Consider the following 13,825-nt stretch of genomic DNA (forward strand, 5'->3'; position numbering starts at 1 on the left):
GCCGGAGGGGCGTGAGACCGGCTGCCACGGCCGGCGTGGACGCCGACAGCGGGACGGCGGCCGCCGCGGCCACTGCGAGACCACCGGCGATGAGGGAACGGCGATTCGGGCGTACGGGAGGCACTGCGCTCCTTCCGTGGCCGGACCCCAGGGGCGCACAGCGAACAGGTGAAGGGAACGCCATCGTCCGGCCTGCTGATCGTCAAGTCCCTTGCAGACTAGATCATTTGGCCGCGCAAGTCGGATCATTTATGGGCGACCTGGAGATCCCGGCCACTCACAGGAGCAGTCCGCCCGCCCGCCTCTACGCACTGCGCACCACGCGCGCTACGCAGACGAGGGGTTCCCTGGGGTGAGCGCAGGACGAGCAGGGTGATCTCGCTGGGTGCGAAGACGCGGAACGGCGGTCCCAGAAGCCGGTGCCGCGGCTGGTGTAGAGGAGGGTGCGCGTGCCGTGGCGGCTGAGGCCCGCGAGGGCGGGCTGACTCGAGGCCGACCAGGTGGTGGAAGGGCCAGATCTGGCCGCCGTGGGTGTGGCCCGAGAGCTGGAGGTCGACACCGCCGGCCGCCGCCCGGTCGACGAACTTGGGCTGAGTGGGCCAGGAGCAGCACGGGCAGGTCGGGGTCGGCGCCGTCCAGGGCTCCGGCGAGGTGGGCGCGGTGGCCGGCCAGCCCGGAGGACTCGGCGGTGACGTCGTCCACGCACGGCGACCACGAGGGTGCCGCCGCCGCGTTCGAGCGGCAGGTGGCGGCTGCGCAGCGGTTCCAGCCCAGCTCGCCCATCAGGTCGACCCAGCCCTGGGCCTCGCTGTAGTACTCGTGGTTCCCGGTGACGTAGACCCGGGCGTGGGCGGCCTGCACCGTACCCAGCGGTCGCTCTGGGCGCGGCGGCGTTCGGCCGTGCCGTCGGCGATGTCGCCGGTGTGGCAGACGAGGTCGGCCTCCAGGCTGTTGACCGTCTCGCAGACCCGCTCGACCAGCGGGCGCGGTCGAGCGGCCCGTAGTGGGTGTCGGTGATCAGGACGACCCGGGTGCCGTCCAATCCGGCGCCCAGACGGGAGTTGCACGTCGAGGCGGCGCACCCGCGGTACCCGGCGGGCCTCGAAGGTTCCCCAGGCCAGCAGGACGACGGCTACGCCGAGGACCGCCCAGGTGACGATCCGCGCCCGCTCTGCCGTCGCCGACGACCGGCCACGCTCAGGGCCAGGCGCAGCGGATGCCGAGCAACACGGACCAGGTGAACACGATCCAGCTCGAACCCAGCAGGGTGTCACCGACGATCGCCGCCCGGTCCTGCTGCCGTCGGCCGTGCCCTGCGCACCATCGCGAGCGGCATCGTGATCAGTCCGGCGACGAACAGCGCGGTGCCGCCCAGCGTGACGGGAGGGGCCAGTGCTGGCCCGCGTACAGCAGACCCAGCAGGGCACGGCCCACAGCAGGACGGGCGCGATGAGATGAAGCGCATCAGGCGGCGCGAGGGTGCTCTGTTCGCTCGCCTGTCCTGCACTGTCGGCGGGCCGGGTCTCGCTGGTGTCGGTCACGCTTTCCTCCATGAGTAACCGCTGCCGTCGCGCGCACTTTATCCGGTCGGCCCAGAAGCCGTTCGGCGGCCCCGGGCGTCCAGCGGCCCGCACCGCCTGCGCGGTCGGTGGTTCTGCCAGGAGCAGGGGAGGGTCAGGCGGCGAGGACCAGCCTCCCACCGTCGCCAGCGCGCCCGCCGCGAAGGACAGGGCCGCCATCCGCTTCGCATTGCGCACGTAGCCCACGCGCGTGCGCGCGCTCCTGCGGACCGCCGCCTTCGTTCCCAGGTGGACGCGCTTCGTGTTCTGCGGATCTAAGACCATCGGGTACTCCTCGCCGACCACGTGCGCGGGGCCGACCTCGGCACCCTTGTCGTGGTGAGCGGTGCCCTGCGGTGACGGGAACTCGTAGCGGGCGTGCGCATAGCCCTGTTGCCGAACGGCATCCCGCGAACGCCGTCGTCTGCACCGGGGTGGGTGCACGGCTGGGACTCCTGGCGGTGTTCGTGGTGGTGGGCGTCATCGCGGGGCTCGTCGACTACGGGACGTACCGGCTCGATGCTTCCGGCGTTCGGAGGATGACGGCAGCCCCGCGACCGCCTGCGCGAACCTACGCGGAACCGAGCCCGCGCACCCACTCGTCCGCCTTGAGGACCTCCGCCCACTGCGGGAACAGCCGCTCCGTGAGGACCCGATGCACCTCGGGATCGGGGTCCAGGCAGGCGTCATCGAGGACCGTCAGCCGAAGTCGAGGTCGTTGGCCTGGCACAGGTGGACAGGACGACGGCGCTGGTGGCGTATGCCGGTGAGGACGAGACTGTCGATGCCGCCTGACCTGAGCACCATGTCGAGGTCACTGCCCGTGAAGGCGCTCGCCCGCCTCTTGGTGACGACCACGTCCCCGGGCTCCGGTGCGACCTCGGGATGGATCGCGGTGCCGGTCTCACCTTCGACGTAGAGCCCGGCCCCCGCGATGGCGGCGAGTGGCTTGTTGCGCGTGCCGACCTCTGGATGGCGGGCGAAAGGCGATGACGACGTAGATGACGGGGATCTCCGCGGACCTGGCCGCATCGATGGCCCGCCGCAGGCGCGGCAGGTATCCCGAGCCGCCGTCGTCCACGGCGTCGACGATGTCACGTTGAACGTCCATCACCAGCAGGGCCGGTCTCATGCGGAACCTCCATGTTCATCGCGCTCAAGTTCTCAGCCACGCACGGCAGCGTTGACAACCAAGTTCTCGGGCCCGGCGTGCAGAGCCTGCTCACCCGCCGTGGCGGGCCGCCGCGTGCTCGCGAGCCACCGAGGCGGCCTCTCGGACCGGCCCCCGGTGGACGGGCCGTGCCCCGGAAGCAGCACGTCCGCGTCGACGCCCTCGATCAGGTCCAGGGACTCCAGAGCCTCGGCCCGGCTGCTGTGGAACATGGTCGGCAGGAGCTGCGGACCCTGGATGCGGGACGTGGGTGAGCCGTCACCAGGGCATCGCCCGTGACGAGGATCCCGTGCGCGGGCGGGTGGTAGGCGCAGTGCCCACGCGTGTGCCCCGGCGTGTGCACGGGGACGGGGGAGCGCGGGCAGATCGAGGGGCCCCTGCAGTGGGATAGGCCTGGGGCTTGGCGACCGGGACGTGACGGGTCCCGCCGGAACGCAGCGCGTGCACGGCCCAGGGAGAACCCCGGACGCCACGCCCTCGCGAGAATCTGCCCGACGGACACCTGGTCGAGGAAGTCACGGCGGGCGTGCGGACTTCGGCCTCGTGCATGAGGACCGGCACGCCGTACTCGGTGCTCAACAGCTCGGCGGCACCGATGTGATCGTTGTGCGCATGCGTGACCAGGACGGCTGACACGTCCCGCGGGTGCAGCCCGACCTTCTCCAAGGAGGCCAGGACGGCCTCCTGGTCGCCGGGGTAGCCGGTGTCGATCAGCGTCCCGCTGTCGCCGTCCTTGACGATCACCCAGTTGGTGTTGCTGCCCGTGACGGCGTAGACGTCACTCGTCACGCGTACGACAGCGTCATCGTGAAGGGCTCTCGGCATGGAAGTGCGGGTCCTCTCGTGCAGGTGCCACGGGTTCGGGTGGCGGTCGGGTAGCGGTGCCCGGCCCGTCAGGGCTTGCGCTTCGACCCCTATGGTCAGACGCGCCGGAAGGAGGCTGGACACCGCAGTTGATGTCGGAGCTTATCCACTCCACCGCGTGGGTGGGACGCCGAGCCGCGCCCCACGAACTCCCGCACTCCGCAGCCGGGGTGGGGCCTTCCCACTCCGGCCCAGGGGGCTTGTCGGCGTGCCCGCGTCCGGCGCCACATGATCGCAGCTGTCCGTACGAGCAATCACGACGGAAGGCGGACAGGTGAAGGCGCGGATCGGGTACGCGGCATGGACTCGTGGCGTGGTGCAGTTCTTCGTGGTGCACGCGAAGGCGGAGGCGGCGTGGGCGAGAGACCGTACAGCTGGGCCCGGAACAACATCAGTGACTTGGGAACGCCCACTGCACGCACTGCGGTCCGACCCTGAACCGCGCTACATCTGCTCCCCGGAGCACGGCAGCTGATGAACGCCTCGTTCGTCGTCCTCGGCGTACTGCTCGTCGTCGGCGTCGCGCTGACCGGCAGTGCGGTGTGGCGCAGGGGCAAGATCGCCGTAGCGGCCACGGATCCGCTGGCCGGGGCCGGCGCAGGGTTCGTGCTGGCGGGACTGGCCTGCCGACGTCAACGAGAACCAGCACGTCCTGGGCGCCCTCCTCATCATGGGAACGGGCAACGTCGGCCTCGTCCTCGCGGGGTTCGGCCTGGCGGAGCAGGTGCGACCGCCGCTGCGGTGGGGCACCAGCGTCCTGGGCGCCACCGCGATCACGGCTTTGGCACTGTTCCTCTCGCACCACTACCTCGGCCTCGGGATGGGAGGCATGGAGAGGGTCGCCGCGTTCCCCCTCCTGCTGTGGGCTCTGGTCGCAGGAGCCCGCGGCCTCGTCCGGGCCGCCGGCGGCCACGTCGCGCGAAGCGATTCCTGCGGAGCAACTCGGCAGGGCCGGCTGAGAGTTCAGCCGACTCCTCGCCCCGGTCGTCCGTCCGCGCGGCTCTGGTACTGGAGACAGGCCGCTCGATCGGACGGCGTTGCGTGTGGGAGGCTCCCCGTGGATCTGAGGCTGCGCCTCCAGGCCCGACCTCGTGCACGCATGACACCGACTGGAGCCCACCTGTGAGCAGCAAGCAACCCGCCCTCCGTCTGATCGTGACCGGCGGCGGGACCGGTGGCCACACCTACCCCGCGTTGACGGCGGTGCGCACTGCTCCAGGCGCGCCTGGCCGCGGAGGGCCGGGGGCTGGAGACGCTGTGGGTGGGCAAGGCCGACAGCCTGAGGAGCGGGTCGCGGCGGGCGAGGGGATCGCGTTCACCCCGGTCGCCGTGGGCAAGATCCGCCGCTCGAAGAACCCGATCAAGATGGCGTCGCCCGCGAACGTCGCGGACATGGGCCGCGTCCCGCTCGGCGTCCTCCAGGCCCGCCGCGCGATCAACTCCTTCGGCCCTGACGTGGTGTTGGCGACCGAGAGGTACGTGGCGGTGCCGGTCGGTGTCGCGGCGACCCGGCTGTGCCGCGTCCCGCTGGTCGTCCATGAGCAGACGGTTCGCCTGGGCCTGGCCAACAAGACTCTCGCCGGCGCCGCCAGCGGTGTCGCGGTGTCCTCGGAGTCGACGCTGCCGCTGCTGCCGGAGTCCGTCCGCAGGTCGGCGGTCGTCACCGGAAACCCGGTACGCCCCGAGGTGCTGACCGGGCAGGGCGACAAGGCCATCGAAGCGCTGGGCCTGACCGGCTTCGACCGGCGGCTGCCGACCGTGTACGTGACCGGCGGCGCGCAGGGCTCGCTGCAGATCAACCACCTCGTCCGTGATCTGCTGCCCTGGCTGCTGGGCCACGCGGACGTGATCCACCAGTGCGGGCCCGACCACGTCGAGGACCTGCGCCGCGCCGCGGCAGCCCTCCCGCCGGAACTCGCCGCTCGCCACCACCTCACCGCGTACGTCGGGTCCGAACTGCCCGACGTGCTCGCCCTGGCCGATGTCGTGCTCTCACGCAGCGGCGCGGGCACCATCGCCGAACTGACCGCGCTGGGCAAGGCGTCCGTACTGGTGCCGCTCGCCACGTCGGCCGGCAACGAGCAGGCACACAACGCCGCGCATCTGGAGCAGGCCGGAGCCGCCGTGGCGCTGATCGGCGAGGTGACGGCGGAGCGGCTGCGCGAAGCGGTCACCCCGCTGCTGGCTGATCCCGACCGACGCGCCACGATGGCCACACAGGCCCGCACGCACGCGGCCGCCCGGACGCGGCCGAGCGACTGAGTGGATCTGGTGCTGTCCGTGGCTCGGCGTTAAGGGCGGCGCTGGCGGGCGGGGCAGAACGAGAGGCGACCCGTACGTGTTCGACTTCGGAATCGCTGACTACCGGCCGGAGTGGCGCAGCGGCTCTCCACTGTCCTGGAATCTTCCGGCTCACGCCTTCGCCGGTTGATCTCCCGGCCGCTGACGCACGCTTGGCTGGTCTGGGACCTCCGAGACGACAGAGTGGTTCACCGACTGCCCCGTGCTCCTCGACTTCGGCGGAGAGCAAGTGGAGGTGAGCCACTTCAAGTTCGGCGATCTGTCGATCACCTGGAACACCATCAGCCCTGACAAGCCCGGTCGGTGGCCAGGCTTCGACCTCCAATGGCGCCATGATGTGCGCCCTGACCTCTGCGCGCTCCAGGGCCAGCTCCTGCAAGACATCGAGCTTCTCGAGTGGGCCGGTGACGATCCGGCCCTCGACACAGTCGCCGTGAGCTTCGTCTTCCCGAGACCTCTCTGACCATTTTCAATGCGCTCGACGAGAACGGGTTGGCCATCGGGCTCCCGATCTCCGCTACCGCCGTCATTCGCTTCGACAAGCGTGAAGTGATGAGTCGTGCTTCGGGTCGGGAGAACACTCTGCCCTCTGTGTGACTTTTCGCCGGACTTCAGCAGCGTTATCGATGTCGGAGCGGTCAGCAATGATGTGGCGGTGGGCGATTTCGATGGGTTGATCAGCCGTGCTGCAGCCGCAGCGGCGGGAAGCGAGCTGTTGCGGGTTCCGGTGACAGCCACTGAGTTGGCGGACGCCGAGCGAGCACTGGGATTCAGGCTGCATCCCTGCTCGCAGCCCTCTACTTGAGGGTGGGCAACGGAGGCTTCGGACGGACGACTCCGTGTTGCCGCTGTGCGGTGAGCCGGACGGATTTCGAGTCGTCGGTCGTGCAGGGAGTACCAGGCCAGGCTTCCACCGGAAGACGCGACGACCTGGTGGGCCTGGCCCAAGGACGTCGTGCCGGTGCTGGACTGGGGCTGCGCGATGTTTGCGTGTGTGGACTGCCGCACCGAAGCGGGGACAGTGCTCGCTCTTCGAGCCCAACGCCATCAGGGATCAGGACGTTTCGACGGGGTGGTTCGTCGAAGCAGGCAGCCTTGAGGACTGGCTGGAGACATGGCTGGACGGGCGCGGCTGGTACGAGGAGGGCACCGGCGCCGGCCCGGCCAAGGATCGATGGGCGGAAGCCTCCGAACGGTTGTGGCCGGGCGTCTCGTGACCGTTGCGTGGGGCTCACATCGGGGCGGCTGCGTCCTACCGACGGACCGCTGAGATCAGTCCGCCGGGCTGCTCCTCGGGCTGTGGCGTGGTGCTGAGCGGGCGGCCATACGCGGCGGCGCGTTCGCGCAGGGTGTGGCAGGAGGCTTCCCAGCCGTGTCCGGCCAGCCAGGCGACCGGGTCGTCGGGCATCTCCAGACCCACATCGACGCAGCCGATCCCGGCTCGGCGCGCGTGCCGAAACGCTCGATCACGCCGCGCGAACCCAACGTCAATCCCATCCGGCTCCCCGGCGCCGACTGCGCGCTGATCCGGGAGCCAGCAGCAGTTCCACCGCGTCCTCGGGCAGGTAGATCAGCAGCCCTTCGGCGATCCACACGGTCGGCGCCGCCGGATCGTGCCCCGCGGCGGTCAGCGCGCCCGGCCAGTCCTCCCGCAGATCCACCGTGACGGCGATCCGTTCGCAGCGCGCCTCGGCCCGCTCCTGGCGCAGCACCGAAGCCTTGAAGTCCAGCGGCTCGGCGGTGTCGACCTCGAACAGTCGGGTGCCTCTCGGGCCAGTCCATCCGGAAGGCCCGGCTGTCCATACCGGCGCCGAGCAGCACCACCTGCCGGATCCCGGACGCGGACGCCTCCCGCAACAGGTCGTCGAGGAACTTCGTCCTGATGACGATGGAGGTGGCCACACCCAGTCGACGGCGTCGCTCGACCTCGTCACCGGGCTGCGGCGGCGGCGAGGAGGCGCCCAGGCCACCGGCGGTGGCGAAGGCCCGGGCCAGTGGATCGTGGAACAGTGCGTTCTCGCGCTCGGTCTCCCGCGCTCGCACGGGCCACACCGCCGTAGCCCACACGCCCGACGGCTGCACCCTCGCTCCCGCTCCTGCGCCTGCTCATCAGTCACCGAGCCAGCCTAGATGACCTGGATACGGCGACTTCTTCGGCCCGCAGCTCTGCGCGCTCATCGGGCACATGGCGGAGGAAAGATCGTTCCTGCGTGTTCATCAGGTGACCGCGGCGCGGACTGCCCCTGCCTCCGCGCCGTACCAGGACAGGCTTGCGGCACCGCACACCGATCAATGGAGCTCTGCATGCGTCTTCGTACCACTGTGCCGCCGCCTCGGCGCGCTGGCCTGGCCATCGCCCTGCCGACGTCCGCGAGCGCCGCGACCGGCGACTTCTCCTACCGGTTCGTGGGCATGGACGGGAGCCCCAGTCGGTCACCCTCCACGACCCGGCCGGCGGCTGCATCCCCGTGGCCGAGGCCGCCGACCCGGCCTCCTCCGAACCGGCCTTCGCCCGCACAACGACACCGACGAATGGGTGATGGTGTTCACGGAGCCCGACTGCACGGGCGATTCCTGGACCCTGCGCCCGCACGGCAACCCCACCACCGAGAACCTCAAACTGCGCTCTCCGTCTACATCACCGGCAAGCAGCAGCGCTCGTAGGCTCGCGCGCCCGCATCGGGATCGCGGCGTCGTGGCTGGCGAACGATGCCAGGTACGACGCTCGGCGGCAGCCAACGGCGACTTCTGCCCCGCCCGGGGTGCATCGGAGTCGCCGGGATGCACCAGAACAGAACCGCGCCGCCGAGGAATCGCTGGAACTCCAGCCGGCCACGACCCTTTCGCTGCTCAGGGTGTCGGTGTCCGCGCCGAAATCGCTCGATACGCCACCCAAGAGGAACCAGCGTTCCGCCCCATGACAGCTCCCGATCTTCCTCCTCGCCTCGGCAGTCTGACCTTCCACGGCCCGCTCTCCGAGGCCCGTAGCCGAACGCATCGTCGCTCGTCTCGCCGACACCTCGCCCGCCACGGTCCTCGACATCGGCTGCGGCTGGGGCGAACTGCTGCTCGCGTGGTCGAGTCCGTCCCCGGATCCACGGGTGTGGGATCGACATCAACACCGAGGACCTGGCGAGGGGCCGGAACCTTGCGGAGGAACGCGCGGGCTCGGTGAGCGGGTCGAGTCACGTGGAGGAGTCGGCCCGCGGAACGTTGCGTGGACCGGCCGACGCGGTGTGCTCTGCGTGGGCGCCGGCCAGGCACTGTGCGATCCGGAGCGGCCGTGCACGATCCCGGTGTCGTCCTGCGCGAGCTGCGCCGTCTCGTGCGCCCGGGCGGACGAGTAGTCTCGGCGAGGGCTTCTGGGAGCGGACTCCGACGGACCAGGAACTCGTGGCGATGTGGCCCGGGGCGCACGAAGGTGACCACCTGCGCCTGGGCGGGCTCGTCGACCTTGCCGTCGAGGCCGGTTTCCGGCCGGCCTGGATCGAGTCGGCGAGCCAGGAAGAGTGGGAGGAGCTCGAGTCCGGCTACCGCCATGACACGGAACTCTGGCTCGCCACGCACCCGGACCACCCCCAAGCCGCCGAGACCGCGACCGAGTCGACCGCCAACGATCTTCCTGGGCCAACGGCTACCGCAACGTCCTCGGCATCACGTACCTGACTCTCGTGCCGGTCACGAAAGGCTGAATGCTGCGGAGGCATGACGTGGCGGCCAGGTCGGCACCGACAGCACCGGGGCGCTGCTCGACGGCACCAAGGCCCAGACTGCGCAGACGATGGGCAACGTGTTCACCGTCGTTGCCCTGACTGAGACCCCGGCCGCTGACACGTGTGCGAGCCAGAGAGCCACGTGGTGCTCCAGAGTCAGCCACAGACTCGCCATCGCGCGCCGGCAACCGGTGGTGCGGAAGCGGCAGTCGGCAGTCGACCACCGGGCACTGGACTCTGGCTTCCGGTCCGTCAGTTGCTGAACGCCAGCCTCATGCCGAAGACCCCGATGACCGTCCCGGTGATCCGGTCCAGGAGACGGCGGGCCTGTGGCTTGCGGAGCCATCCCTGTAGGACGCGGGCGCAGCCGATGGGGACGGCGGACCAGAGCAGACCGATCAGGACGTGGACCGCGGTGAGCAGGAGGCCCATGGTGAAGTGCGCCGTGCCCGGTGGGATGAACTGCGGCAGCACGGCGACGTAGAAGCGCCCATCTTCGGGTTGAGGAGGTTGGTGAGTGCTCCCTGCCGCCAGCCGCCGCCGAACGAGTCGGCGGCGGCGCCTGGGGCGGATGCCTGACTCGCATCGTCCGTGTCCGCTGGGGGCCGCCCGCGGAAGGTGTCGCGCAGCATGCGGGCCGCCATCCAGATCAGGTAGGCGGCGCCGATCCAGCGCAGTGCCGTGTAGGCGAGATGGGAGGCGGTGAGAAGGGCGGTCACCCCGAGGGAGGTGAACGCACCCCACACCAGGGTGCCGGTCTGGATGCCGGGGACCACTCCCCAGGCCCTCCTGCGCCGGCCGAGGGCCGAGGTGCGCAGGATCAGCGCCGTGTCGAGTCCGGGAGTCAGAGTGAGGAGCCTACTACCGGGGCGAAGGACCAGAGGGCGGAGCTTATTGCCATGGAGTGCCAGGTTACCTCGGCTGATCGCCTGCCTGGTGAGCGGGTGTGGTTCGACGTTCTTTGGCTGGTAGCCGGCCGCCTCACGCGGGGCGGTGGCGTCAGGATGAGCGTTGCGCCAGGTTCTCCAGGACGGTCACGGCACGGTCGGCGTGTTCGTAGGGGATGAACAGGTGGTCGTGGTGGAACCCGGCCACGACGTTGCAGCTCAGGCCCGCGTCGGCGAGCTCCGTCGAGACCGCGGCGGTGAGTCCGATCGCCGCGAGCGCGGAGTGGATGCGCAAGGTGATCCAGCCGGCCACGTAGTCGTACGCCAGACCCGCCGCGTCCGCCTCCTCGCGCGGTACGACGAGGGTCAGACCCTCGCGTTCAGTGACCGTGACCACCGGGGAGACGCCGGACGGCACACTGCCCTCGACGGTCGTGAACACGTACTGGCCCGCGTTGAGTTCGGGGCGCATGCCGCTCAGCAGTTTTCCGAGATCGCTCTCGCCCGTCATGTTCTCCACCCTTCTCTTCTGCGTTTCTCTTCTTCTCTTCATCTCGGCGTGGTGCTGAGTGGCCCTCGTCCTCCTGGCCCCCATCGTCCTCCTTGAGCTCCGTCGAGCCGGGGCGCAGGCCGCCCTGGCCTTGGGCGACGACCCGCGTCTGTTCAGCGCTGCTCGGTCGGCGTCGTGTCCGCCTCCCGGAACGCGAGCCGGAACAGTGCCCGCCGCGGCGCCGCCTCTGCCGTGAGGCGGGCTCCGTGGGCCTGGGCGATCTGGCGGGCCATCGCCAGGCCCAGGCCGGATCCGGGCGGCGCGCGACGCCTCGGCGCGGTAGAAGCGGTCGAAGACGTGGGGGAGTCTCGGGGGCGATGCCGGGCCGTGGTCGCGGACGGTCACGTCGCTGGTGGACAGGGCGACGTCGACGTCCGCGCCGGGCGGGCTGAACTTCGCCGCGTTGCCGAGGAGATTGGCCAGGAGCCGGGAGAGGCGGGACGGGACGCCGGGGAGCGTCGTCGTCAGCGCGCTGCGGGGCCACGGTCAGGGTGAAGCCGACCTGGGGCCAGTGGGCTCGCGCCGCGTCGACCGCGTGGGTGACCAGCGGGGCGAGTGCCACGTCCTCGACCAGCGCCTGGGGCGGTCCTCGTCGCGAATGGCCAGCTCGATCAGGTCGTTGACGAGGGAGGTGACCTCGTGGATCTGGCGGCGCAGGGACGTGGAGGCGCGGTCGCGCTGGGCGGGTGTCAGGCGTTCGGCGCGGCGGGGAGCTCGGCGTTGGTGCGCAGCGCGGTGAGCGGCGTGCGGAGCTCGTGGGAGGCGTCCGCGACGAGGCGCCGGCGAGCAGTCACCGAGTCCTCCAGTTCGCCCAGCATCGTGTTGAACGAGGCGGCCAGGCGGGCGACTTCGTCGCGTCGGCCCTGCGGCAGGTCGATGCGCAGCCGGGCGTCGTGCGTCGCCGCGATCCGCTCCGCCGTGGCCGTGAGGTGCTCGACCGGGGCGAGGCCGCGCCGTGACACCCAATACCCGCCGGCCAGGGCGAGCGCGACGCCTGCGCGCGCTGATCACGGCGAGCATCACGGTCGCCTGCCGCAGCGACTTCGTCGTGGTGTCGAACGCAGCGCCACCTGGAGGGCCTTGTCCTGGCCCGCGGTGTACGGCGTCGTGAGCATCCGTACACGCGTGCCCCTGGAGGGTGAGGTTCGTGTAGTACGGGGCGTGCGTGCCCGCGGCGACCTCGCGGGTGGTGTCCGTGACGGGCAGCAGATACGGCTGCGGATCGTCTGGCCGCGTCGGCCGGGACGAGCTGGGCGCAGGCGGGCGCGGCCAGATAGCGGCACTCGGCGGCCCGAGTACGCCGGGCGGCTCGTCGCGGTTCTGTTCGGGTGGCCAGGGTCGCGGCCTGGGTCAGCTGGAGGTCGAGCTGGTGGCCGAGCTCGTGGCGGATGACGGCGTACGCGGCGGCGCACACGCCCAGGGTGATCAGCGCGACGGTGGCGCAGGCGAGCAGCGCGAGGCGGGTCCGCAGCGGGAGGCGGCTCACGGCGTGCCGAGCCGGTAGCCGACACCGTGGACGGTGTGCACGAGGCGTGCCTCGCCGGGCGTCTCCAGCTTGCGCCGCAGATAACCCACGTACACGGCGAGGGAGTTGGAGTCGGGCCCGAGTCGCGGCCCCACACCGTCTCCTGGATGACGCCGCGCGGCGAGCACCTGTCCGGCGTTGCGCACGAGGACCTCAGGACCGCGAACTCGGTGCGGCTGAAGTCGAGCGGGCGTCCGGCGCGCTGTCCCGTCCGCGTCGCCGGGTCCAGGACCAGATCGCCGTACGTGAGGGTGCGGGAGTCGCCGGCTTCCGGTCCGGGAGCGGCGCGGCGCAGCTGCCCGCACCCGCCGCCAGCTCGTCCAGCGCGAACGGCTCACGCAGGTAGTCGCCGGCGCCCGCGTCCAGAGCCGTCCACGCGCTCGGTCACCGAGTCCAGGGCGGTGAGGACGAGGACGGGTGCGGTCTCCTATGGCGCGGATCCGGCGGCAGACCGCGAGTCCGTCGAGGACCGGCATCATCACGTCGAGGACCACCGCGTCCGGTTCCCGGCGGGCCAGTGCGGACAGCGCCTGCTGCGCCCGTCGGCCGCGGTCGTGACCCGGTAGCCTCTCGACGGTCAGCGCGTCCGCGACCGCCGAGCGGACGTCCGGGCCGTCGTCCACGACAAGGATCCGGGCCGCCTCTGTCCTGCGCACTTCCTGCTGTCGCTGGCACAAAGGCTGCCAAAGCCGGCTCTTAAAAGTCTCTTAGACCACTCCGTGACGCTCTCTCCTGTCATGAGAAGCAGCTCTGACGAGACCGCCTCGCGAACACCGCTGTCCGTCGTCATCGGCGCGGGCGGCACCGGCGGCCACATCTATCCTGGTCTCGCCCTCGCCGACGCGCTGCGCCGGGCCGTCCGGACGCGGTGATCTCGCTCGTCGGCACCGAACGCGGTCTGGAGACCCGGCTGATACCGCAGGCCGGGTACCGGCTGCACACCGTCGACATGATCCCCTTCGACCCCGCGCTCGGGGCCCGCCGCTATCTGCTCCCGGCGGCGCTGATGAAGTCGGGCGCGCAGTGCCGGGCCATTCTGCGCGAGCAGGGCGCGCACATCGCCGTCGGCATGGGCGGCTACCCCAGTGCCCCTGCCGTCGTCGGCGCCCGCATGGCCGGCCTGCCCAGCCTCATCCACGAGTCCAACGCGGTCCCCGGCCGGGCCAACCGGTTCGCCGCACGCCTCACCCGCACATCGCGGTCGCCTTCGACCGCAGCCGCGCCCATCTTCCGGGCGGAGAAGGGGCGTTGACGA

11 protein-coding genes and 5 pseudogenes are annotated in these 13,825 nt (G+C 70.9%); 6 read left to right on the top strand and 10 right to left on the bottom strand.

Going from position 1 to position 13,825, the window contains the following annotated elements; all coding sequences use genetic code 11:
- Positions 1–347 precede the first annotated feature (347 nt).
- The 4 genes and pseudogenes from RBJ77_RS32790 to RBJ77_RS32805 all read right to left on the bottom strand — a co-directional run.
- Positions 348–1,541: pseudogene (locus tag RBJ77_RS32790) on the bottom strand (metallophosphoesterase); the annotation flags it as partial.
- 717 nt (positions 1,542–2,258) lie between these two features.
- Complete coding sequence (locus tag RBJ77_RS32795) at positions 2,259–2,495, bottom strand: cysteine hydrolase family protein (RefSeq protein WP_372348606.1); 237 nt, start codon at positions 2,493–2,495, stop codon at positions 2,259–2,261.
- The gene (locus tag RBJ77_RS32800) at positions 2,464–2,691 is read right to left on the bottom strand and encodes an isochorismatase family protein (RefSeq protein ID WP_372348300.1); all 228 of its coding nucleotides are present in this window, start codon (positions 2,689–2,691) and stop codon (positions 2,464–2,466) included. Before RBJ77_RS32800 ends, RBJ77_RS32795 begins: the two co-directional genes overlap by 32 nt.
- Before the next feature lie 90 nt (positions 2,692–2,781).
- Positions 2,782–3,555, bottom strand: a pseudogene (locus tag RBJ77_RS32805) (MBL fold metallo-hydrolase).
- 513 nt (positions 3,556–4,068) lie between these two features.
- Between RBJ77_RS32805 and RBJ77_RS32810 the strand changes: the two are divergent.
- The 3 genes from RBJ77_RS32810 to RBJ77_RS32820 all read left to right on the top strand — a co-directional run bounded on the left by RBJ77_RS32810 (position 4,069) and on the right by RBJ77_RS32820 (position 7,112).
- Positions 4,069–5,856, top strand: a complete 1,788-nt coding sequence (locus RBJ77_RS32810) for a glycosyltransferase (protein WP_372348301.1) — start codon at positions 4,069–4,071, stop codon at positions 5,854–5,856.
- Between the two features lie 241 nt (positions 5,857–6,097).
- Entirely contained in the window at positions 6,098–6,358 is a 261-nt protein-coding gene (locus tag RBJ77_RS32815) for a hypothetical protein (RefSeq protein ID WP_372348302.1), read from the top strand.
- 529 nt (positions 6,359–6,887) lie between these two features.
- Positions 6,888–7,112 (top strand): hypothetical protein, encoded by a 225-nt coding sequence (locus tag RBJ77_RS32820; RefSeq protein ID WP_372348303.1) that lies wholly within the window; start codon positions 6,888–6,890, stop codon positions 7,110–7,112.
- 35 nt (positions 7,113–7,147) lie between these two features.
- Here RBJ77_RS32820 and RBJ77_RS32825 read toward each other — a convergent pair.
- Positions 7,148–7,962, bottom strand: a pseudogene (locus tag RBJ77_RS32825) (class I SAM-dependent methyltransferase).
- Between the two features lie 850 nt (positions 7,963–8,812).
- Here RBJ77_RS32825 and RBJ77_RS32830 point away from each other — a divergent pair.
- Positions 8,813–9,587: pseudogene (locus RBJ77_RS32830) on the top strand (cyclopropane-fatty-acyl-phospholipid synthase family protein).
- A 273-nt stretch (positions 9,588–9,860) separates the two neighbouring features.
- Here RBJ77_RS32830 and RBJ77_RS32835 read toward each other — a convergent pair.
- The 5 genes and pseudogenes from RBJ77_RS32835 to RBJ77_RS32855 all read right to left on the bottom strand — a co-directional run bounded on the left by RBJ77_RS32835 (position 9,861) and on the right by RBJ77_RS32855 (position 13,226).
- The gene (locus tag RBJ77_RS32835) at positions 9,861–10,040 is read right to left on the bottom strand and encodes a LysE family transporter (protein WP_372348304.1); all 180 of its coding nucleotides are present in this window, start codon (positions 10,038–10,040) and stop codon (positions 9,861–9,863) included.
- Positions 10,007–10,534, bottom strand: a complete 528-nt coding sequence (locus RBJ77_RS32840; RefSeq protein WP_372348607.1) for a LysE family translocator — start codon at positions 10,532–10,534, stop codon at positions 10,007–10,009. The genes RBJ77_RS32835 and RBJ77_RS32840 overlap by 34 nt, the downstream gene beginning before the upstream one ends.
- Positions 10,535–10,607: 73 nt before the next feature.
- Positions 10,608–11,006: an ACT domain-containing protein gene (locus RBJ77_RS32845; protein ID WP_372348305.1), complete on the bottom strand. Its 399-nt coding sequence runs from the start codon at positions 11,004–11,006 to the stop codon at positions 10,608–10,610.
- A gap of 152 nt (positions 11,007–11,158) precedes the next feature.
- Positions 11,159–12,531, bottom strand: a pseudogene (locus RBJ77_RS32850) (sensor histidine kinase).
- The gene (locus tag RBJ77_RS32855) at positions 12,528–13,226 is read right to left on the bottom strand and encodes a response regulator transcription factor (protein WP_372348306.1); all 699 of its coding nucleotides are present in this window, start codon (positions 13,224–13,226) and stop codon (positions 12,528–12,530) included. Before RBJ77_RS32855 ends, RBJ77_RS32850 begins: the two are co-directional and overlap by 4 nt.
- An 81-nt stretch (positions 13,227–13,307) precedes the next feature.
- Here RBJ77_RS32855 and RBJ77_RS32860 point away from each other — a divergent pair, with 81 nt between their 5' ends.
- Positions 13,308–13,442 carry a glycosyltransferase gene (locus tag RBJ77_RS32860; protein ID WP_372348307.1) on the top strand — a complete coding sequence of 45 codons (135 nt, stop codon included), beginning with the start codon at positions 13,308–13,310 and terminating at the stop codon, positions 13,440–13,442.
- On the top strand, positions 13,439–13,822 hold the full coding sequence (locus RBJ77_RS32865) for a glycosyltransferase (protein WP_372348308.1): 384 nt from the start codon (positions 13,439–13,441) through the stop codon (positions 13,820–13,822). Before RBJ77_RS32860 ends, RBJ77_RS32865 begins: the two co-directional genes overlap by 4 nt.
- The last annotated feature ends 3 nt before the right edge of the window (positions 13,823–13,825 follow it).

The organism is Streptomyces sp. KL116D (genome assembly GCF_030766975.1).
In the GTDB taxonomy this organism is placed as follows: domain Bacteria; phylum Actinomycetota; class Actinomycetes; order Streptomycetales; family Streptomycetaceae; genus Streptomyces; species Streptomyces longispororuber_A.